Origin of the sequence: Sphingomonas sp. SUN039, assembly GCF_024758725.1 — a bacterium.
Taxonomy (GTDB): Bacteria; Pseudomonadota; Alphaproteobacteria; order Sphingomonadales; family Sphingomonadaceae; genus Sphingomonas_O.
Genome location: NZ_CP096972.1, coordinates 27314 through 47637, shown reverse-complemented (window position 1 = coordinate 47637; position 20324 = coordinate 27314). Strand labels below are relative to the sequence as shown.

Sequence of the window (20324 nt, the reverse complement as noted above, 5' to 3'; positions counted from 1 at the left end):
TCAGGCGACCGTCTTTGCCGCCCTGAATGCGGCAATCGCATCCGCATCGAGTCCCAGCAATTCGCCCAAAATTTCGTCGGTATGCTCGCCCAGCACCGGTGGCGCGGTCGGGATCGGTTGCGGTGCGCCGGGGAATTTGATCGGGCGGTTGACGATGCGGATCGGCCCGAGCGCCTTGTGCTGTGCCTCGACCACCACTTCGCGCGCCACCGCATGCGGCTGGGCCAGCGCGTCGAGGATGCCGAGAATAGGCGCATGCGGCACCTGATATTCGGTCAGCAGCGCGTCGAGTTCGTCGAAACTGTGCAGTGACGTCTTGCTGCCGATGAGCTCGTCGACCTCGACCCGCGTCTTGCGACGCTTTTCGAGCGTGTCGTAGCGCGGGTCGTCGATATAAACATCCAGCCCCAGCGCCCGGCACAGCCGCGCCCAGAAATCGTTGGTCAGGCACGCGATGACCATCAGCCCGCCCCGCGCCGGAAATACGCCATAGGGGACCAGGTTGGGGTGCGGATTGCCCTGCGGCTTCGGGTTTTCGCCGCTGTGCCAGGCGATCTGCGGCAAGTACGCCAGCAAGCCCATCAGCCCGTCGAGCAGGCTGACATCGATCAGCCGCCCCTTACCGGTCTGCGTGCGTTCATACAGCGCCGCCAATATCCCGATGGGGCCGTTGATGCCGCCGACCAGATCGCCCATCGGCAGGCCCAATCGCGTCGGATCATGGCCGCGCTCGCCGTTGACGCTGAACGCGCCCGACATCGCCTGTGTCACAATGTCGAACGAGGGATAGTCGCGCAACGGCCCGGTCATGCCGAAGCCAGAGATCGCGCAATAGATCAGCCCCGGATTGGTCGCCGACAGCGTGTCATAGCCGAGGCCCAGCCGGTCCATGACGCCCGGCCGGTAATTCTCGATCAGGATGTCGCACTTCGCCGCCAGATCGCGTGCGAGCTTAACGCCATCCGCCGTTTTCAGGTCGATAACGATGCTCTTCTTCCCCCGGTTGATGCCGAGAAAATAAACGCTGTGGCCGTCAGAAAACGGCGGGAAGGTTCGGGTGTCGTCACCAGTGCCGGGCGGTTCGACCTTGATGATCTCCGCGCCGAGATCGGCGAGCGCGAGCGACGCCGCGGGGCCCGCCAACACGCGCGAGAAATCGAGCACGCGGATGCCGCTCAGGGGTCCGGCCCATTCGGAAGGTGCATCTGTCACGCCGCAAGCCTTATGGCGCGGGCGGGTCGCCCTCAAGGACGATCTAACCGCCCCCGCGATTAGGGCCGCCCGACCGCCTTTGCTAATCTTGGCGCACAGGAGAAGTCATGGGCAATCTGACAGGCAAGGTCGCGGTCGTCACCGGTGCCAGCCGCGGCATCGGGCGCGGTATCGCGCTGGTCCTCGCGGAGCAAGGCTGCACGGTTTACGTCACCGGGCGCACGGTCAATCCGGGCGATTACTATCTCTCGGGCACGGTCGGCGAGACGGCGGCGCAGTGCAACGAGCGCGGCAGGGACAGCGGCGGCAAGGGCATCGCCATCGCCTGCGACCATGCCGACGATGCTGCGGTCGCCGCGCTGTTCGACCGGGTGCGGACCGAGGCGGGCCGCCTCGACATCCTCGTCAACAACGCCTTCCAGCTGTCCGACGACCTGCTCGAACCCAAGCCCTTTTGGGAAAAGCCGCTGTCGAACCTGGAAATGTGGGACGTCGGCGTGCGGTCGAACTTCATCGCGGCGTGGCATGCCGCCAAGATCATGGCCCCGCAGAAGAGCGGGCTGATCGTCGCGATTTCGGGCTATACCGGGGTGACCTATACCTATGGGGTCATCTTCGGCACCTCGAAATCCGCCGTCGACCGCATGTCGCGCGACATGGCGATCGAACTGGAACCGTACAACATCGCCTCGGTGGTGATGTGGCAGGGCCTGACCCTGACCGAAAAGGCGCGCTACAACCTCGACAAGATGGCCGCGAAGATGACGACGTCGGTGACCGGCCAGACGGGCAGCACCGTCGAACATCCGGGCCGCGTGATCGCCGCGATGGCCGCCGACCCCGACATCATGAAGCGGTCGGGCGCGACCTATATCACCGCCGAACTCGCCGACGAATATGGCGTAACCGACGTGGACGGCCGCCGGATCGAGTCGATGCGGGCGAAGCGCGGCAGTCCTTTATGGGGGCCGATTTCGGAGAACGATTACCGTGGGAAATAATCTCTCCCCTCCCCTTCAGGGGAGGGGCTAAAGAAGGAACCCGATTTGACCGACCTCCGCCTCCAAAACCTCCTCGACCGGCAGGATATCCTCGACTGCCTGACCCGCTTCAGTCGCGGCATGGACCGGTTCGACCGCGCCATTTACCTGTCCGCCTTCCACGACGACGCCGTAATCGCGGCGGGGCCGTTCGTCGGGAGCGCGGCGGACTGCTGGGACTGGGCGAAACCGATGCACGAGGCGGGACAGGTGCTCACCCACCACAGCCTGCTCAACAACACCGTCGAGATCGACGGCGACACCGCGCACTCTGAGACCTATTACCAGTTTGTCGCGCGCAACCACCCGTGGGAGGAAGGCGGTGGCGAAACCGTGATGCTCGCGGGCGGGCGCTATATCGACCGGCTGGAGCGGCGCGGCGGCGCATGGAAGATCGCGCTGCGGACCAACATCATCGAATGGAGCTGCATACAGCCCGCGATGCCACTGCCCTTCGGCGATGTGCCCGATATTGGCGCGAACGGGGTGTCGGCGCGGGACCAGAGCGATCCGAGTTATCAGCGACCGCTGCTGAATGTGCGGAAGGCGAATGTGCCGAGGTGAATGGCAGCAATGCTGTGGGGAGCGGACTGTCGGGTTTCGAGCGAGGAAATCGAAAAACAGCCGGTCGTTCAGGTATCACAATCGTTCGTTTCCGACACTCAGCTGGATTGAACGACGCCCCTCTATGCTCCCCAGCCACGGCGTACCGCTAGCGCTGCCGCGACCCAGAGGGAGATCGCAGCCGTCAAGCCCGCGACCGTGCCGCCTGTAGGCGGGCCTAAGGCGAAGCCGCCGACGGCAGCAACTATCAGGACTGCGCCCAGCATGTAAAACGGTCGAAACAATGCGGCATGAGCTATCGGCAGGAAGTGAAGCCCGACGATCATCGCCATTGCCGGCAAGAGGAGATCCGGGCGATGTAAGTTCACAACGATGTTGCCGGCCAGGAAAAGTCCAATCCCTTCCGCGATACTGCTCCACATAACCACGCGCTGAGCGCTCTCTGAAAGATCGCTGCCCCTTCCCGTTACGCGGATGATATGAGTGGCAGCCAGCCCGGTTGCGGCAAAGATGAGAAACGGCAGAACTAGAGCTACGCCCGTAACATCCCACTGCCGATACATGGTCAGCGCGGCAAACACCGAACCGAAGAAACTCATTATAATAGCGCCCCAAGCCCCCACGACGTTTCTCCAATTAGCGCGGTGCAGCTTATGACGGCTCCACCCAATAGTCGAGCAAATCACCGCTGTAGGGTGTTCTTAGATGTCCGGAGGATTGAAAGCCGCTAGGATCTGACGCCGTCGAGTGAGGCACGCTTTTCCGCAAGATTTTGCGCGTGGTAAACGCGTCTCGTAATGTCCGCTTTCGAAGAGCGTCTAGCGCAGATCGGATGTCCGAAAACTTGGCGAAAGCCGCCGTGCGACCAACCGGTCCTATTTCGGTCCAAATCATGAACAAATTGCTGTCCTACATCCAGAGCGCCGTCTAGCTTGCGCGTTGGGCCGTTGTGGCCGCTGCTCTTTGAACCGTAGGAAAAACTACGCTTAACCCGGTGAAGCGAGGGAAGCTAATGCACGCAGCGAAGCTGTTTTCGCTGTCGGTTGCGCGACGTTTCAGGTGTGAACTTTGTGACCTTTGGCGGAATTCAGCCAAAAAAACCCTCGCTGAAATCCCCCACACTCTGCCCGGTATAGTGCTCGCCCGCGAACGGCATGCCCATCAGCCCCTTCGACCAGTCCGCTGCGACGCCCAGATCGCGGTCCCAGTCGTAGAGCATCGTGCGCGCCGCGATGCGCCACTCACCGTCACGTTTTTCTAGCACGTCGAGATACCGCCCGCCCATCGCGGTGTCGCGCTCGCCGCCCTCGGCGACGACGCGGTGGTAGGACTGGACATAGGTCTCTGCCTTCGCGTTGTCGTCGTGCAGCGCGATCAGCGTCTGCCCGAGCATATGCTGCGTCACCGGGATCATCGGCGACCCCGGCACGCACCACGTCAGATAGTCGTCGAAACCGCCGGCCATCACGCCGAAATCGATGCGGGCCTCGGGCCAGTAGGCGCTCCGCAACAACCCTTCGTTCCGCCGGTCCTCGCCGCGCGCGACGCGCATGATGACATCACGGATCGCCTGACGGTCGATCAGGGTTTCGAGCGTTTCGGGCATTTCGGTGTCCTCGCAAATTAGAAGCCGAAACCTATCCCGCACGCCGACCGCCCTCAAACCGCAGGAGCGATGCTTTCCACCGGTTTCACTACCCGCGTCCGCCCCGCAATCGCTTCGAAATCCTTGTCGAAATTCTTGCGTGTCGTGCCGCAAATGCGGTCCCAGATCGTCGTGTAGCCGCCGAAATTATAGTTGAAATATTTGTGGTGGTGGTCGTGGAAGGTCGCGGTGATGAACCACTTCGTCGCCCAGCTCTTGTTCCACCAGCGCGGCAGAAACTCATAGCCCGAATGGACGTACAGCCCCATGAAAATGTTGGTCGGCACGATCAGCGCCATCGTCGCGCTATGAATCGGCAGGGTCAGCGTGGTGACTGTCAGGAACAGCGGCACGAACCCGCCGTTGATCAATGACTCCAGCGGGTTCACCGACAGCGTCGTCAGCAAGTTCGGCGAGGTCGACCAGTGATGAACCTTGTGCACCCAGCGATACATCGGCTCCTTGTGCATGGCGCGATGCCACCAGTAGAACCAGGTGTCGAACAGGAAGAAATACGCGGCATATTCGAACGCGATCTGCCACCATGCCGCCGGTGCCTTGATCGGCGCGATAAAACCGTTGCGGGCCAGCCAGCCGCTGATAAACCCCATGGTCGGGCCGACAATCGCGATCGTGATTGCCGCGACAATGGCTTCGGTGCGGAGTGCCTTCCACTTGAAACCCTTGGGCTGGACCTTGCGCGCCTCGAAAAAGCCGCTCCAGATGCCCGCAACCAGGATGCTCGCCAGGAACAGCAAGAACCACAGCCGTAGCGATTCCTGGCCACCGAAAAAGCGGAGAAGAGCATCCCACACGACGCTTAGCCCTTGCTCGGCAGTTCGGCGATCGCGGTGCCGGTCGCCGACAGTTCGCCGCGATGCGTTTCCGCGCGCTGCTGTATCTCGACGTACTTCTTGCCGTTCTCCTCGAACTTGCGCGTCACCTTGCCGTCGATGAAGATCACGTCGCCGTCGGGATTGTGGCGGCGGATCTGGCACTTATGCTTGCTCAGGAAACCGTCGTCGCCGATCCAGTTGGTGATTTGGTGGGTCAGCCACGAGTTGCGCTCGGGACCGTAATCATAGGCACCCGGCGTACCGACCTCACGCGCGAAATCGTCGTCCCAGTGCACCCGCTCCGGCACGTCGCGCACGCCGAACTTGTTAGGGATGCCAAGACCCGGATGCGCGTCGATCAGCTGGAAATGCAGCTTGTTGGTGCGGATGTACAAGCCCCCCCAACCTTGCGCGTAACCGATGAAGCCGGTGACCGTCATCGGCCCCTTCATCATGCGCTGCAGTTCGTCGCCTTCGCTCACGTCTTCCCAGTAACGCGGCACCGCGCCCCGGATTTCCTCGTTGCGATAGAGGTCGAACCACTCCTGCATTTGCTCGTCGGTCAGCTTTTCGACCTTGCCGACTTGGCCGGTATATTTGGTGCCGCGATCGCGCGCCTCGTCGCGGTCGGTGCGGAAGACATAGCTGTCGCACTCGGCAACTTTTTCACCATGCTGGTTGGTGAAATCGACATGATAGATTTGCTGATAGGCGCGGCCCGCGAATTTCGTGTCGTGACCGATCAGGTCTTTCAGATACGCCTCGGTGCTGATTGTGTCGTTCCGCAGCACGGGCTTCAGCCAGGTCCAGTCGGCCCCGGCCCACATGGCGTGCACGCCGGGCAGCCCGCCGCAATAGCCCGACACGATCCGGCTCATCGAGAACAGGAAGCTGGGCAGCGCGACGATGCTGCCGTGCTTGGTCGTCGACGCATAGTCGGGGTCGCACCACAGGGGGTTATCGTCGCCGATACCGTGCGCGTAGTGGCGGATGGCATCGCGCGTGGCTTCGTAATTCCACGGCTCGACGGTGTTTTCGATCTTCACGCCGATGCGTTTGCGGAGGTCTTCGAGACCCGCTTCGGTGATCTTGGGAAACTTGTCGGTCGGTTTTTCGAGCACGGTAGCCATTGGTCTTCTCCTGAAATTCTAGCTGGCGAGTTCGAGTGCCTTGGCGGCTTCCCGGTCGCGCAACACTTTGCGGTGGACTTTGCCGGCGGGCGTTTTGGGCAGCTCGCTGGTAAATTCGACGAGGCGCGGAAACTCATGCTGGGCGAGCCGCTCGCGTGTGAAGGTCTGCAGTTCCTTGACGTATGCGTCACTGGGTTCGCGGTCTGTGACGACGAACGCCTTGACCACCAACCCGCGTGTGGCATCGGGCGCGCCGATCACCGCGCACTCGCGGACATCGGGGTGCTTGAGCATCGTATTCTCGATCTCGACCGCCGACATCGTCCAGCCAGCCGAAATGATGACATCATCAGCGCGGCCGCAGTGATAGAAATAGCCGTCACCGTCGATCTTCGCCAAATCCTTGGTCGTCTCCCAGCGGTCGCGACGCCACAGCATCAGCTCGCCGATTTCTCCGGGCGCGGACGGTGTACCTTCGGGCGTCTGCACCTGCAGTTTCTGCCCCGGGACTGCCTTGCCGAGCGAACCCGGTTTCACCTCGTAATCCGTCGCGCCCGGATAGTTGACCAGCACCACACCGATCTCGGTCGTGCCATACATGCTGCATGCGGGCACGTGGAAATGCGCGTCGATGAAGTCGAGGGTCGCCGGATCGATCGGCTCGCCGGTGTAGGACAGCTTCTTGAAGTGGAAGGCGTAGTCGTCGGCCTTTCCGCTGTTCTTCATCATCCGGTAATGCGTTGCCGCCGCCGACATGTTGGTGATCTTGTAGTCGCTGAGCGCCTTCATCAGCCGTACCGCGTCGAACCGCCCGGCAAAGGTGCCCGTCGTCACGCCCAGCCCCAGCGGTGCAAGCGTGCCATGCCACAGGCCGTGGCCCCAGGCAGGCGAGGAGGGACAGAAGAACTCGTCGCCCGGGCGGATGCCGGTGCCATAGAGCGCCGCGAACATCAGCGTGACGAGAGCGCGGTGGGTGTGCTTGACCGCCTCGGGCAGTTCGCGGGTGGTGCCGCTGGTGTACTGGAAAACCGCGAGGTCGTTCGCGGCCGACTTCGGCTCATAGGTCTTCGGGTAGAACGCGATCTCGTCGAGCAGGCGGTCATCGGCGACCACGACCCGCAGGCCATCCACCGACCGCGCCAGATCGGCCTTTTCGGTGTTGGTGATGAGCATCGCCGGCTTGCAGTCGTCGACGCGCAACCGCAGCGCATCGTTGCCGAACAGCGTGAACAGCGGCACCGAGATCGCGCCGGTCTGCATCGCGCCGAACAGGCAGACGTAGAAGGGCAGCGAGGGCTCGAGCATGAAGGCGATCCGGTCGCCCTTCTGAATGCCATTGGCGTCGAGCCAGTGCGCGAACTGCGCCGCACCTGCCGATATCGCGTCGAAGCTCAGCGCCTCGTCGCGACCGTCGGCGTGGGCGATGCGGACCGCCGCGCGGCCGGAGCCATCGGCGTGGCGGGTGATGCATTCATGGGCGATGTTGAGCCGATCGCGGTCGCCGTCGAACAGGTCCCACAGCGCCGCCATCGACGCATGCGTCTGGGCGTCGGCATAGCTGGTGAGGTCGGTCAATTTGGCCATCTTCATCCATATCGCAGATCGCACTTGCTATTGTAAATACAGAATACTATTCGGTATATTGAATGATACCGCCCATCGCCCCCGCGATACGCGTCGACAGCAAGGCGCCCGCGATTGCGCGAGCGGCGGCGATTCTGCGCTTACTTGGAAAAAGCGGTGCGCCGCTGGGCGTGAACGCAATTGCGCGCGAACTCGGGCTGGTGCCCTCGACCTGCCTCTATGTCCTGCGCGCGCTGGCCGAGGAGGAACTGGTCGCGTTCGACGCCGATACCAAGCGTTACGCGCTCGACGCAGGCGTGCTGACGCTCGCGCGCGGATGGCTGCGGCGCGACCGCTTCGTCGATGTCGCGCAGCTGGTGCTCGACCGGCTGGCGCGCGAGCGGGGTCTCACGATGATGGGTGTCCGCATCGGCGGGCTGGAGCATATTACCGTCGTCGCGGTTGCAGAGGGCGGCGCGAATTTGCGCCTGTCCGCACAGGTCGGCAGCCGCTTTCCCGCGCTGATCAGCGCCACCGGTCGTTGCATCGCCGCGTTCGGGGGATATCCCGAGGCACAAATCCGTGCGCGCTTCGATACGCTGCGCTGGGAAAACGCGCCGAGCTACGCCGATTGGCAAGCGCAGGTCGCCGACACCCGCCAGCAAGGCTATGCCATCGATGACAGCAATTACATCGCGGGCGTGACCGTACTTGCCGCGCCGGTCTGGGACGAGAGCGGCAAACCGGGCCATGCGCTCGTCGCCATCGGGCTGGGCAATGCGATCAAGCGCGATGCGGTTGCAGGCGCGCTCATCGCGGGCGCGCGGACGATCTCTACCCAGCTGGGCGGATAGAGATTGCACTTCGCCGAGCGCTAGCGAGGTGCTCTTTCGAGCGTTAGCGAGAACATTCTGCCTGCGGCGAGAGACCTCGCTGACGCTCGGCCGGGCTCCTCGCTAACGCTCGGAGAAGAGGTCAGATCGCTCTACCCCGCTGGGCGGATAGCCAGCACGCTCCCCTCGGCGTCGCCCGAGACGTAGAGCGTCCCGTCCGCGCCCGCCGCGATCCCGGCAAAATTGACCATCGGCCCCGCCATATCGCCGATGGGGCCGAGGAATTTGGGCGTGACACCGAAGGGCGCGCCGACGGGCAGGTTCTCGGCGATAGTGCGCCGCGTGCCGCCGTCCGGGTCGGCTTCAGTCAATGTCTTGGCGAGTGTATCGACAATATAGAGTTTGCCGCCCGACAGGCAGATCCCTTCGGGGCGCGACAGACCATCGACCACGGTCTCGACCGGGCTGCCTTGCCGCAACCGCACGATCCGGCCCGCACCCGCCTCGGCGACATAGGCGGTGTCGCCATCGACCGCGACGCCCATCGGATGATCGAGGCCGTTGGCGATCTCGCGCACATTCTCGCCCTCGGCGACATGGACGCGGCCGGTGCCGTACTCGGCGAAGACCACCGCGCCGCGCGCATTGGCAGCGACGCCCATCAACTGGTCGTAGCCGTGCGCGATAAAGTCGCTCTCGCCCATCGCGGGACGATAGCGGGCGAGGCTGCCCAGCCCCGTTGCGATGATCCATTCGCCGGTGCTGCTCCCGGCGCACACCCCGCGCATATAGCCGGGGCAGCCGGGGTAGAAGATCATCCCCGCCAGTTGCAGCGCCTCGACCGAAGCATCCGCGTCGGGACGTAGATTATAGCCGTATACGCCGTCGCAGACGAAGATCGTGCCGCCCGCATCGACCGCCAGTCCCAGCGGCCATTGCAGCCCGCGCTGGACCAGCGGGCGCGTTTTGCCGGGCGCGAGAATCTCCGTGATCGACCCGTTGATGCTCGAGATGAAAATGCGGTCGCCGACGAACGCGACATTGTCGAGGCCCGGCCCCAGATTGGCGAGCGTCTCGCGTGCGCCGCTCTGCACGTCGATCCGCAGCACATCGCCGCTCGCGACCTGCGTCGTGACAATCCGCCCGCGCGCGTCGAACTTCACCGAATCGGGCACGCCCAGATCGCCCGCGACGACCTCATGCGCGCCGGTCGCCAGATCGATCGCCCAGATTTCGTTCGCGCCCATGATCGGCGCATAGAGCCGCCCGTCCGGTCCGACGTCGAAGGCATTGGCCATCGGGATGCCGGACTTGATGACGCGCGGCGCACCGCCGTTCCGGTCCAGCTCCATGATCCGCGCGTCCATGCGGCATTCGCCCGCGATCAACCGGCCCTGGCTCCAGGTGATCGGGTTGGCGACCGGCATGTCGCCGCAGACGACCGAGACGCGGCCGTTGGGTTCGCGCATCGACACGCGGCCCAGCGTGATTTCGGTCAGGTAAAGATTGCCCGCCTCGTCGAACACCAGATCGTCGGGCGCGACGATATCGCCGCCCAAAGGGCTGATTATGTCGATGGCCCCCGTGTCGGGATTGATGGCGCTGACACTGCTCGACGGCACCGACGCAATCCAGATGCGCCCGTCGGCCCCGGTGCGAATGCCGTTCGCGCCCGACAGGCGACTGGGCGGGGTAAGGCGGGCAAGCGTCCAGCCCTCGGTGAGCGTGGCGGGGGGGCCGTGGTAGCGGCTGGGGTGCGATGACATGCCTGTGATCCTCTCGCCTGCGGGGCTAATTTTTGCGGAGGATTTGAGCGGGGATGCCGGTGGGGGTCAACGGGTGCGCGCGCGCGGTGAGGTGTATCGCGGGGGCGACGTTGAGGTAGGCGGCGCGCCAAGCGCTTCAAGCGGCCCGCAAAGCCTCGCGCGCCTCGCCTGGCATCCGGGCGATCACGCTGAGATAGGCGCTGGCGGTTGCGTCGGGCTGGCGGCGGCCCTGTTCCCAGCCTTTGAGTGTCGCCAGCGGAATGCGGTAAATGGTGGCAAAAGCGTTTTGTGACAGTCCCAACCCCTCGCGGATCGCACGGACGTCGGGGACTTCGACGATATGTTCGCGCGCGACCATGCCCTCGCCGCGCGCATGGGCGACGGCTTCCGTCATGCTGGCGATCAAATCCTGTCCGAATGTCGTGCCCATCACCTTGTCCTTCATCAGCCTTTGCCCTGTTTCAGCGTTGCCGCCAGCGCCGTCAGGGCCTGTTTCTCGTCAGCCGTCAGGTCGGTCGCCTGTGCCTTGGCATAGGCGAACAGCAGGTAAACCGGCAGATCGACGTTGTGATAGAAATAGATTACCCGTGCTCCGCCGCGCTTGCCGGTTCCCGCGCGACCCCAGCGCAGCTTGCGAATGCCACCGGTGCCGGGGATCACGTCGCCGTCTTCGGGGTTGGCCGCAATGTGATCGACAAGCGCCGAAATCTCGTCTTCGCGCCATATCTTTTCCGCCTGTCGCCGGAACAGGTGCGTTTCGGCGACCGTGATGAGGCGCGTTAGCATCAACTATTTTATACGTCAATGACGCCCAATATGCAACTTTAAAGGCCCGGGGTGAAGCCACTCGTATCGCCCGTGCGGAGTCCTGTCGTCGAGTCTTGCTCCTGCGAACGGCTGGCACGACAGCGGTCCAAGACCACAGGACATCCGCCCATGACGCCGACCGAACTCGCCGACCGCTATTTCGCCGCTGTCCGAGCGCGCGACCTCGATGCGTTCACCGCGCTGTTTGCCGAGGACGCGACGTTCGTCCTGCCCGACGGGCGCGAAATTGCGGGCAAGGCGGCGATCCGCGAGATGGAGGCGCAGGTGTTTGCCGCGGGCGGGCCGACGCCTTCGCCGCAATCGATGTTTCCTGGCGGCGAGGGCATTGCCGTGCAGGTCGAGGTGCGGCTGGCCGACGACAGCGTGCGGCGGATGGGGAGCTTCTTTCACCTGGGCGCGGACGGGCTTATCCGGCGGTTGAGTATTTATCGGCAGGGGTGAGCGTTCGTCCGCTCAAAACGCGATGCACACCTTTTGCGCTTCGGTCGCGTTGCCGCCCATCACCAGCGCATCGGCGATCTGCTCGACCGGATATTCGTGCGTTACCAGCGACGACACATCGTATTTGCCCGAGCGCATCATCGCGAGGATGTCGACGAACGCCTCCTGGATCGGGATGCTGCCGCAGCCGGTGATCCGCCAGTTCATCAGCGACAAATGGCGCAGGTTGAGCGGGACGGCCTCGTGGTGCGCGCCGGTGATGCCGAGCGTCGCCTCGCGGCCGGCGAGCATGGTGAAATTGTCGATCGCGACGGGGAGCCCGATCGCGTCGAAATACAGGTCGGCGTTGCACCGCTCGCCCAGATAGGCCTGTTGCGTCCCGAACTCGGCAAAGGCGCGCGCCTGCAGATCTTCGGTTTCGGGGTTGCAGGTGAGCAGGCCGAAGCTGCGGGCATTGGCCAGCCGTTTTTCGGAGATGTCGACCACCATCACTTTGGCGCAGCCGAACCAGTCGAGCATGATCGCCGCCGACATGCCGATGATGCCCGCGCCGAAGACGATGGCGGTCTTGTCCGGGCCGGGATTGAGGTTGCGCGCGCCGCGGGTGCCGATGACGAAGGGTTCCATCAGGACGGCGGTCTTGACCGGAATGTCGTTGTCGATCTTGAGGACGCTGTAGCCGACCTCGCATTGCAGGACTTTGATGTATTCGGAGAACCCGCCGACCGTCGCCATGCGGCGGCGGTCGCGGAGCGCATAGCCCTGGTTGGGGAAGACATGGTCGCCGAGTGCCAGGCCGGTCACGTCCTTGCCGATCTCGACGACTTCGCTGACCGCTTCATGGCCGAATTCATGGTCCTTCCAGACCATGTTGAGGTCGCCGCCGCGCCGGTAGGCGGCAATGTCCGATCCGCACACCCCGGTCATCAGATTGCGGACGATGACCTCGTCGTCGCCGCAGGCGGGATAGGGCAGATCGACGACATCGACGTCGCCTTGCCCCCGGAAAATCGCCGCCTTGAACGTTTCCGGTTTCATGTCGCCTACTCCCCGAAGCCGGATATCGCCTTGATTTCGAGATATTCGTCGAAGCCGAACGCGCCCCATTCGCGGCCGTTGCCGCTGCGTTTGTAGCCGCCGAAGGGGGCGTGGAAGTCGAAGCCGCCATTGATCCAGACGGCGCCGGTCCGCATGCGGCGGGCGACGCTGCGGGCGGCGTCCGTATCGCGTCCGCTGACATAGCCGCCGAGGCCGAAGATGCTGTCGTTGGCGATGGCGACGGCGTGGTCGAGGTCGTCATAGCCGATGATGACGAGGACGGGTCCGAAGATTTCCTCGCGTGCGATGGTGGTGTCGTTGGTCGTCACGAATACGGTGGGCTTGCAGTAATAGCCCTTGTCCAGCCCGTCGGGGCGACCGGGGCCGCCCGCGATCAGGCGCGCGCCTTCGTCGAGGCCTTTCTGGATGTAGCCCTGAACGATGTTCCACTGCGCCTTCGAGACGACCGGACCCATGCCGACATCGCCATGCGGGTCGCCGACGGTGACGCCGTTCGCGGCGGCAGTGGCGGCGGCAACCGCCTCTTCCAGGCGCGCATTGGGGACGAGCAGGCGCGAACCCGCCGAGCAGGTCTGCCCGGCATTGACCATCATGCCTGCCGTCGCCGCACCGACATTGGCTGCCATATCGGCGTCGTCGAGGATCACCCAGGCGCTCTTGCCGCCGAGTTCGAGGCCGACGCGCTTGACCGTATCGGCGGCGTCTTTGCTGATCTGGACGCCGACGGGTTCGGAACCGGTGAAGCTGATCATGTCGACTTGCGGGTGTTTGGAGAGCGCCGCGCCGATCACGCTGCCCTGCCCCTGCACCATGTTGAACACGCCGGCCGGGACGCCCGCGTCGGCAATCATTTCGGCGAGGATTTGGGCTGAGTACGGCGCGAGTTGCGGGGGCTTCAGCACCATGGTGCAGCCGGTCGCGAGCGCGGGGAACACCTTGACCGTCACCTGATTGAGCGGCCAGTTCCACGGCGTGATGAGACCGCAGACGCCGATGGGTTCGCGCAGGATCATCGTTGCGCCGCGCTGTTCCTCGAACTTGAACGTCTCGAGCACTTCGATGGCGGTCTGGAGATGGCCCGCGCCCAACCCGACATGGAAGCCGCAGCCGAGTGACAGCGGCGCGCCCATTTCCTCGGTCACCGCTTCGCCCAGTTCCTGCATCCGGCGGCTGTACTGCGCCTGGATCGCGCGGAGCAGGTCGAGGCGGTCGGCGACGCTGGTCTGCGACCATGCGGGGAAGGCACGGCGCGCGGCGGCGACGGCATTGTCGACATCGGCAACCGAGCCGAGCGAGATCGTGCCGCTGACGGCCTCGGTTGCGGGGTTGATGACATCGGCAGTTTTGGGCGTGACCGGGGCGACCCATGCGCCGTCGATGTAGAAGTTCGGATAGTGGCGCATATTGCTCTCCTAATTCCTCCCCTGCGCGCAGACGCAGGGGAGGGGGACCGCGAAGCGGTGGAGGGGTGAGCGGTGCTCCAACATCAGCAATGCCACGGTTGGAACTGGGTCCGCCCCTCCACCACCCCGTCTGCGCGGGGCGGCCCCCCTCCCCCAAGTCTTCGCTTGGGGGAGGATTTTACTTACTGCGTCCCTTCCGCGTACCACGTCCGGAACTTGTCGTATTTCGGCATTTCTTCCGAATTCGCCTTGGGGTCGATGGGGACGTGGATCACCGCCGGGCCGCCGTGCGCATAGGCGCGGGCGATGGCGGGGCCGATCTCGTCGGCGGTCTCGACATATTGGCCGTACGCGCCCAGCCCTTCGGCGATCTTGTCCATGCGGACCTTGTTGGACCAGTGCGTGCCGGTCTCCGCCGTGCCCTGGCCGAAGGTGCGTTTATAGACGCCGACTTCGAGACCCCATTGGAAATCGACCGCGACGACGCAGACGAGCGGCAGGTTGCGGCGCACCGCAACTTCGAGTTCGGCGATGTGGAACAGGAAGCTCGAGTCCGAGGTGACGAGCATGCCCGGACGGGTCACGCCCGTTTCCGCAATGTCGGCCAGCATCGCGCCGGTCGCATAGGGCAGGCCGGTGCCGATATGGCCGTAATTCTGGTTCCAGATGACGTCGTTCGGCTTGCACTGGTTATAGGTCCAGCCGAAGATCACGCTCGCGCCGCCGTCGCGGATCATGATGCCGCCCTTCGGGAACGCCTTGGTCGCCTCGACAATGAAGCGCGACGTATGCACCTGCGTATTGCCGGTGCCGTCGGTCTTGGTCAGCGTTTCGGCGGCGAGGCTATCGAGTTCGGCCTGCCCGTCGCGCACGAATTTGGCGAGCTGTTCGCCCGCTTCGCGCCCTTTGCCGAGCGCACGGCTGAGCTGCGGGACGACGGCGCGCAGGTCGCCGACCAGCGGCACGTCGACCGGACGGTTGACGCCGATGGCGGTCGGGTCCTGTTGGACATAGATCCATTTGCGGTTCGCTTCGCCCGCATACCAGTGCCGCCAGCGGCCAAAGTGCACGGGCTCGCCGAGTTCGGTGCCAAGTGCGACGACGAGGTCCGACTCCTCGACCGCTTCGATGGAGGCGTCGGAGAACACATACTGGAAAGTACGGTCCTCGATCCCCTTGATATAACTGGTGCCGCCCGAGGTCTGGATGACCGGGCAGTTCATCAGCTCGGCCAGTTCCTTGACCTTCGCACCCGACTGGCTGGTGTAAACGGCATGGCCGACCAGCAGGATCGGGTTCTTGGCGGCGAGGATCAGTTCGGCGGCTTCGGCAATGCGGTCGCCATCGGCGCCCTGATTGGTCAGGCGATAACGGTGCGGCGGCAGGATTTCCGGCGCGTCGAGTTCTTCGAGAATGATGTGCGAGGGATATTCGACATAGCTCGGCCCCGGCGTCCCCGACATAGCGACGCGGATCGCCTCGCGGATCACCTCGTCGGTCTGGTCGGCATATTCGATGCTGCCCGAATACTTCACCGAATCCTCGATCATCGGCTCCTGCCGGACGAACTGGATGCGCCCGCGCCGGACGCGGCGCTCGGTGACGCGCGCACGCTGGCCGCCGAGGAAGATGACCGGCGAATTCTCGACTTTGCAGCACTGGATCGCGGGCATCATGTTCGCCAGCCCCGGCCCGAGCGTGCCGAAGCACAGCGCCGGTTTCCCGGTAATGCGCGAAGCGGCCTCGGCCATGAACCCGGCTGCGGCCTCGTGGTGCGGCGACACGACGGTCCAACCCCGCGCCTCGGCCTCCAAACACAGATGCACGAAATTGGGGTCGGGGATGCCGAACAGCGTCTTGATCCCCTCCGCCTCGAACAGGTCGAGAATGCGCTTGTAGACGGGCACACCGCCTGCCTTGGTCTTCAGCTCGGAGGTTGCCGTGTTCTTGGGCGCGGCTTGCCCCGGAAGGAGCGACACCGGCTGGGCGGGTTTGGGATCGTCGTAGCTCATTTCAATAGCCTCGGTTCGCCCCGCCCCATGAATTGGGCGAGGTTGCGGTGTGCGTTGATGATCTTCTGTTCCTGGTGCGGGTTGGGCAGCGCGCCTTTGAAGCCGCGGTTTTTCATACCCTTGTGCACCCACTTCATGTTGTTGAAGTCCTGACTGAGCACGATCCCCCATTTGTCCTGCTCGGTCAGCGGGTCGGCTTTGACCCAGTCGGTCTGCGGCTCCTCGCCTTCGGGGTACCGCTCCAGAGCATAGGCCTCGAACAGGCACATGTCGGGATCGTCGCCATAGGGCCGCGCGCGGTACGCGAGCACAAAGGTCACGCCGTGGAGGATGTTGGTGTTGGGGAAGATCGTCCAGGCAAGGCCGGACTCCTTCATCACCTCGGGCGGCACGTCGGGCCAGACCACACCGCGCGCGGCATCGTCGGCCTTCGCGCTTTTCATCCAGTGCGCCATCACCTCGCCCACCGGCGTGCCTTCGGGGAGTTCGTCCTTCAGGCGGCGGGCGGCTTCGATCAGCGTGTCGGTCGACGCCGCGTTGTTGATCGTCGAATAGTTTTCGTAGGCGAGTTCATAGGTCGAAACGCGCGGGTCGCCCCCTTTGCCTGCGCGGCTCACGCCGCCACCTTCGGTCGTTGCCTCGGCAGAGGCGACCTGATCGAAGCCCGAGACCGAATGCAGCCCGTACTGCTTCGAGTAGGCGTAGAATTCGGCGTAAGCCGTCAGCTGGTTGTGCGTCGTCGTGGTATGGTACGGCTCCATGAAAGCCTCGATCGCGGTCTTCCAGTTGGCCGGGTAGATGCAGTACTGCCGCCATTTCCAGCGCATCTTGTCGATCTGGAAATGGTCGAGGATGTCGCCCGCGCGGCCGAGGAACTCCTTCAGGCTTTCCGCCTCTTCCTCGCGCTGGTCGATGTAGATAAACCCGCCCCACAGATCGAGGCGACACCGGGTCAGCGAAGTGCAATCGGCATTCAGTGCGCCGTGCCAGTCGAAATCATGGAGGATGAAGGTGTTCTTGCCCTCCAGATCGTAGCTCCAGCCGTGGAAGGCGCAGGTGAAGCCGCGCCGGGTGTTGCCGCGCACGCCATTGCTGCCCTCCGGCACGTCGATCAGCGTGCGGCCGCGATGCGCGCAGACGTTGTAAAGCGCGCGGAAGCAGTCCTTGCCTTCGCCTTCCTTCACCCGAAGGATGATCAGGCTGTCGTCGCAGATGTCATAGGTGAAATAGTCGCCGACATTGGGGATGTCCTCCACCCGCCCTGCCTGTTGCCAGACGCGCGGCCAGAGTTTTTCCTTTTCGGCGCGCGCATAGTCCGCCGACAGGAACGCCTCGGTCCCGTAAGTGACCGCAACCTCGTCATCGAGCGTTTTGGCGGTGACGGTCATGAGCGGAGATCCATCCCCGCCATGTCGCCCGCTGCGCGCCAGTCGGCGAGCATCCCTTCGAAATGGTCCCAGCCGTATCCCCAGCCGGGGAACAGCGCCCATTTGTTGTTCGCCGCGCCCTCATTGTTGAAATATCCCGGCGGGCACAGCGCCTGCATCGCGGAGAAGTCGGGCTTGATCTCGTTATAGGTCTTTACATACGCATCCATCGCCTCGCGGCTCGGCTCGACGACGGCGACGCCGCGCTTCAGCGCCTCGCCGATGATCCACGCCATATGCGCGCCCTGCCGCCCGAAATGTTCGGTCACCGACGAATTGATGCCGCCCTGGATGTAGCCGATGAAGCCCATGTTCGGGAAACCATGGGTGGTGATCCCGTGCAGGGTCGCGGGACCATCGCGCCAGTGGTCGTAGATCGAGACCCCGTCGCGCCCCTCGAACGTGCCGATGCTCCAGCGCCGTTCGAGGTCCGATGTCACTTCGAAGCCGCTGGCGAAGATCATGCAGTCGATGGGATATTCCACACCGCCCGCGATGAAGCCGGTTTCGGTCATTTCCTGCAAACCCTGCTCGTCCGACACGTCGATCAGGGTGACATTGGGGCGGTTGAACGTCGGGTAGAACGCGTCGCTCGACAGCGGGCGCTTGCACATATGGTTGTAGTACGGCTTGAGCGCCTCGGCCGTCGCGGGATCGTCGACCAGCGCCGCACAGCGTGCGCGCAACCGCTCCATCACGCGGAAGTCCATCTCCTCGCGCTTGGCCATATAGTCTTCCATCGACACATCGACGCCCATCGCGCCGATTTCGGCCGACAGGTTGCGGTTGATCTCGGTCCAGATGTCGCAGATCAAATCCTGCTCGCCGGGTTGGTAAACCTCCTGCGCGCCGCGATGGAAATTGGCCTGTCGTTCCTTCTGCCAGCCGGGTTGCAGCGACGCCGCCCAGTCGGGATCGGTCGGCGGATTGGGCCGCTCGTCGATGGTCGAGGGCGTGCGCTGGATCACATATAATTGTTTGGCATATTGGCCGAGCGGTGGCACCGTCTGGATCGCGGTGGCCCCCGTGCCGACGATGGCCACGCGCTTGTCGCCGAGCTTGTCGAGCACCGGATTGCCGTACGCGCCGCCGGTATAGCCATAGTCCCAGCGCGAGGTGTGGAACACCTTGCCCCGGAACTTCTCGATACCCTTGACCGAGGGCAGCTTGGGCATGTTGAGCACGCCCGACGCGACGATGACGAAGCGCGCGCGGATGTTGTCGCCGCGACTGGTGCCGACCTGCCAGCGCTGGATCCTATCGTCCCATTTCACGCTGGTCACCTGCGTGTGGAACAGTCCTTTGTCGGCGAACCCGAACCGCTCGGCAATCGACTTGGCATAAGCCTGTATCTCGGCACCGTCGGAGAACTTCTTCGACGGCATGAAGCCCATTTCTTCGAGCAAAGGCAGGTAGCAATAGGCGTCGTTGTCGCACTGTACGCCGGGGTATTGGTTCCAGTACCAGACGCCGCCGAAGTCGCCCGCGGTGTCGATGTTGCGAAAGTTGGTGACGCCTTCTTTGGCGAGGTAATAGCTCGCCTTGATCCCGCCCCAGCCCGCACCGATGACGAGCACGTCGAGGACTTCGTCGAGCGCCGCGCGCGGGGCGACGGGCTTGTGCGGGTCGGTTGCGAAATCGGGCGCGATGTCGCCCGAAGGCCGGACATATTGCGACTGCCCCTCGCGACGCAGCCGCCGCGCCTTTTCTGCGGCGTATTTCGCACGCAGCGCGGGGATGTCGATCTGGTCGATGGACGGCGTCACCGTCGGCTTGCAGCTCATATCCACTCCGGCAAAACAGGTATCGGGAATGTCCCGCTCGCAGCCCAGCGATCAACCCCCGTCGCCAAAGCATCGCCGGGGCGACTGTTGGATGCGGGTGTAGGATGCAACCTACCTCGCCGAGCGCCAGCGAGGTGCTCCTTCGAGCGTCAGCGAGAAGTGCGACAGGCACCTCGCTACCGCTCGGCGGGGCTTCTCGCTGGCGCTCGAAGAAGAGCGTTCTCAGGCCGGTCGAACGTACGTCGGCTCTTCGGCCCCCGGCATCCCCGGAAACGACCCGTAATCCGGCGTATCGACGAATCCGCCGGTCAGGTCGGGAGCGCCGCGATATTTCATGCTCCAGTGGCGGTGGGCGAAACGCCAGCGTCCGTCCTGTTCGACATAGCGGTCGTGGTACCAGCCGATGGTCATTGCGGTGCTGCCGTCGTGCATCCGCGCGAACTCGGTCATGCTGAGGCGACCGATCGCGGTCGCCCCGTCGACCTCGATAATCGGTAGGCCGACTAGCAAATGGATGTGCGAGCAGCGCCCGAGCAGCCGCGTACACGCGTCGCCGATTTCGGCGCGGCCGTGCATGTGCATGCCTGCGATCTTCCATTCGCCGTCGGTGGCAAAGCAAGCGGCAAAATCATTGGCATCCTGCCGCCACACGGCATCCGAAAATCGCGCATGCAGCTGGCGGATACCGCATTCGGCGGTCACAAACGCGTTCATCACCCTCTCCCGGATCGTCGGCACTGGCCGGTCGGGCACACCATGCGCCTGCGCGGTTCCGATGCAA

Annotated in this window: 19 protein-coding genes; 4 read left to right on the top strand and 15 right to left on the bottom strand. The window is 64.0% G+C overall.

Annotation, left to right across the window (positions count from 1 at the left end; genetic code table 11):
- Entirely contained in the window at positions 1-1212 is a 1212-nt protein-coding gene (locus tag M0209_RS00255) for a CaiB/BaiF CoA-transferase family protein (protein WP_258886170.1), read from the bottom strand.
- Between the two features lie 107 nt (positions 1213-1319).
- Between M0209_RS00255 and M0209_RS00250 the strand changes: the two genes are divergently transcribed.
- Positions 1320-2213, top strand: a complete 894-nt coding sequence (locus M0209_RS00250) for an SDR family NAD(P)-dependent oxidoreductase (RefSeq protein ID WP_258886169.1) — start codon at positions 1320-1322, stop codon at positions 2211-2213.
- A gap of 45 nt (positions 2214-2258) precedes the next feature.
- Positions 2259-2816: a nuclear transport factor 2 family protein gene (locus tag M0209_RS00245; RefSeq protein WP_258886168.1), complete on the top strand. Its 558-nt coding sequence runs from the start codon at positions 2259-2261 to the stop codon at positions 2814-2816.
- A 122-nt stretch (positions 2817-2938) separates the two neighbouring features.
- On the opposite strand, the gene M0209_RS00240 is transcribed toward M0209_RS00245, so the two are convergent.
- The 5 genes from M0209_RS00240 to M0209_RS00220 all read right to left on the bottom strand — a co-directional run bounded on the left by M0209_RS00240 (position 2939) and on the right by M0209_RS00220 (position 8011).
- A complete protein-coding gene (locus tag M0209_RS00240; RefSeq protein ID WP_258886167.1) occupies positions 2939-3415 on the bottom strand; it encodes a hypothetical protein in 477 nt (158 codons plus the stop codon).
- A 488-nt stretch (positions 3416-3903) separates the two neighbouring features.
- Positions 3904-4422 carry a nuclear transport factor 2 family protein gene (locus M0209_RS00235; RefSeq protein WP_258886166.1) on the bottom strand — a complete coding sequence of 173 codons (519 nt, stop codon included), beginning with the start codon at positions 4420-4422 and terminating at the stop codon, positions 3904-3906.
- Between the two features lie 53 nt (positions 4423-4475).
- Entirely contained in the window at positions 4476-5276 is an 801-nt protein-coding gene (locus M0209_RS00230; protein WP_258886165.1) for a sterol desaturase family protein, read from the bottom strand.
- A 5-nt stretch (positions 5277-5281) separates the two neighbouring features.
- On the bottom strand, positions 5282-6427 hold the full coding sequence (locus tag M0209_RS00225; protein WP_258886164.1) for a MaoC family dehydratase N-terminal domain-containing protein: 1146 nt from the start codon (positions 6425-6427) through the stop codon (positions 5282-5284).
- A gap of 18 nt (positions 6428-6445) precedes the next feature.
- Complete coding sequence (locus M0209_RS00220; protein WP_258886163.1) at positions 6446-8011, bottom strand: acyl-CoA synthetase; 1566 nt, start codon at positions 8009-8011, stop codon at positions 6446-6448.
- Positions 8012-8073: 62 nt separating this feature from the next.
- Here M0209_RS00220 and M0209_RS00215 point away from each other — a divergent pair, with 62 nt between their 5' ends.
- A complete protein-coding gene (locus tag M0209_RS00215; RefSeq protein ID WP_258886162.1) occupies positions 8074-8844 on the top strand; it encodes an IclR family transcriptional regulator in 771 nt (256 codons plus the stop codon).
- Positions 8845-8975: 131 nt separating this feature from the next.
- Here M0209_RS00215 and M0209_RS00210 read toward each other — a convergent pair whose 3' ends face one another.
- The 3 genes from M0209_RS00210 to M0209_RS00200 form a co-directional block, all read right to left on the bottom strand.
- Entirely contained in the window at positions 8976-10589 is a 1614-nt protein-coding gene (locus tag M0209_RS00210) for a gluconolaconase (protein WP_258886161.1), read from the bottom strand.
- A 136-nt stretch (positions 10590-10725) separates the two neighbouring features.
- Complete coding sequence (locus M0209_RS00205; RefSeq protein WP_258886160.1) at positions 10726-11034, bottom strand: DNA-binding transcriptional regulator; 309 nt, start codon at positions 11032-11034, stop codon at positions 10726-10728.
- Positions 11034-11375, bottom strand: coding sequence for a type II toxin-antitoxin system RelE/ParE family toxin (locus M0209_RS00200; protein WP_258886159.1), 342 nt, complete (start codon positions 11373-11375; stop codon positions 11034-11036). Before M0209_RS00200 ends, M0209_RS00205 begins: the two co-directional genes overlap by 1 nt.
- 150 nt (positions 11376-11525) lie before the next feature.
- Between M0209_RS00200 and M0209_RS00195 the strand changes: the two genes are divergently transcribed.
- Positions 11526-11858, top strand: a complete 333-nt coding sequence (locus tag M0209_RS00195) for a nuclear transport factor 2 family protein (RefSeq protein ID WP_258886158.1) — start codon at positions 11526-11528, stop codon at positions 11856-11858.
- Between the two features lie 12 nt (positions 11859-11870).
- Here the strand turns inward: M0209_RS00195 and M0209_RS00190 are convergent, their stop codons facing one another.
- The 6 genes from M0209_RS00190 to M0209_RS00165 all read right to left on the bottom strand — a co-directional run bounded on the left by M0209_RS00190 (position 11871) and on the right by M0209_RS00165 (position 20257).
- Positions 11871-12896, bottom strand: a complete 1026-nt coding sequence (locus tag M0209_RS00190; RefSeq protein WP_258886157.1) for a zinc-binding dehydrogenase — start codon at positions 12894-12896, stop codon at positions 11871-11873.
- A gap of 5 nt (positions 12897-12901) precedes the next feature.
- Complete coding sequence (locus M0209_RS00185) at positions 12902-14320, bottom strand: aldehyde dehydrogenase family protein (RefSeq protein WP_258886156.1); 1419 nt, start codon at positions 14318-14320, stop codon at positions 12902-12904.
- A gap of 182 nt (positions 14321-14502) precedes the next feature.
- Positions 14503-16332, bottom strand: coding sequence for a thiamine pyrophosphate-binding protein (locus tag M0209_RS00180; RefSeq protein ID WP_258886155.1), 1830 nt, complete (start codon positions 16330-16332; stop codon positions 14503-14505).
- Positions 16329-17720 (bottom strand): aromatic ring-hydroxylating dioxygenase subunit alpha, encoded by a 1392-nt coding sequence (locus M0209_RS00175; RefSeq protein WP_258886154.1) that lies wholly within the window; start codon positions 17718-17720, stop codon positions 16329-16331. The genes M0209_RS00180 and M0209_RS00175 overlap by 4 nt, the downstream gene beginning before the upstream one ends.
- The gene (locus M0209_RS00170) at positions 17717-19543 is read right to left on the bottom strand and encodes an NAD(P)/FAD-dependent oxidoreductase (protein WP_258886153.1); all 1827 of its coding nucleotides are present in this window, start codon (positions 19541-19543) and stop codon (positions 17717-17719) included. Before M0209_RS00170 ends, M0209_RS00175 begins: the two co-directional genes overlap by 4 nt.
- A 222-nt stretch (positions 19544-19765) precedes the next feature.
- Complete coding sequence (locus M0209_RS00165) at positions 19766-20257, bottom strand: nuclear transport factor 2 family protein (protein ID WP_258886152.1); 492 nt, start codon at positions 20255-20257, stop codon at positions 19766-19768.
- Positions 20258-20324 lie beyond the last annotated feature (67 nt).

Coding starts and splice junctions, on each gene's coding strand:
- M0209_RS00175 (WP_258886154.1), bottom strand. CDS start 17,720: ATGACCGTCACCGCCAAAACGCTCGATGACGAGGTTGCGGTCACTTAC.
- M0209_RS00190 (WP_258886157.1), bottom strand. CDS start 12,896: ATGAAACCGGAAACGTTCAAGGCGGCGATTTTCCGGGGGCAAGGCGAC.
- M0209_RS00210 (WP_258886161.1), bottom strand. CDS start 10,589: ATGTCATCGCACCCCAGCCGCTACCACGGCCCCCCCGCCACGCTCACC.
- M0209_RS00180 (WP_258886155.1), bottom strand. CDS start 16,332: ATGAGCTACGACGATCCCAAACCCGCCCAGCCGGTGTCGCTCCTTCCG.
- M0209_RS00205 (WP_258886160.1), bottom strand. CDS start 11,034: ATGAAGGACAAGGTGATGGGCACGACATTCGGACAGGATTTGATCGCC.
- M0209_RS00225 (WP_258886164.1), bottom strand. CDS start 6,427: ATGGCTACCGTGCTCGAAAAACCGACCGACAAGTTTCCCAAGATCACC.
- M0209_RS00200 (WP_258886159.1), bottom strand. CDS start 11,375: ATGCTAACGCGCCTCATCACGGTCGCCGAAACGCACCTGTTCCGGCGA.
- M0209_RS00165 (WP_258886152.1), bottom strand. CDS start 20,257: ATGAACGCGTTTGTGACCGCCGAATGCGGTATCCGCCAGCTGCATGCG.
- M0209_RS00170 (WP_258886153.1), bottom strand. CDS start 19,543: ATGAGCTGCAAGCCGACGGTGACGCCGTCCATCGACCAGATCGACATC.
- M0209_RS00235 (WP_258886166.1), bottom strand. CDS start 4,422: ATGCCCGAAACGCTCGAAACCCTGATCGACCGTCAGGCGATCCGTGAT.
- M0209_RS00250 (WP_258886169.1), top strand. CDS start 1,320: ATGGGCAATCTGACAGGCAAGGTCGCGGTCGTCACCGGTGCCAGCCGC.
- M0209_RS00220 (WP_258886163.1), bottom strand. CDS start 8,011: ATGGCCAAATTGACCGACCTCACCAGCTATGCCGACGCCCAGACGCAT.
- M0209_RS00185 (WP_258886156.1), bottom strand. CDS start 14,320: ATGCGCCACTATCCGAACTTCTACATCGACGGCGCATGGGTCGCCCCG.
- M0209_RS00240 (WP_258886167.1), bottom strand. CDS start 3,415: ATGAGTTTCTTCGGTTCGGTGTTTGCCGCGCTGACCATGTATCGGCAG.
- M0209_RS00215 (WP_258886162.1), top strand. CDS start 8,074: ATGATACCGCCCATCGCCCCCGCGATACGCGTCGACAGCAAGGCGCCC.
- M0209_RS00195 (WP_258886158.1), top strand. CDS start 11,526: ATGACGCCGACCGAACTCGCCGACCGCTATTTCGCCGCTGTCCGAGCG.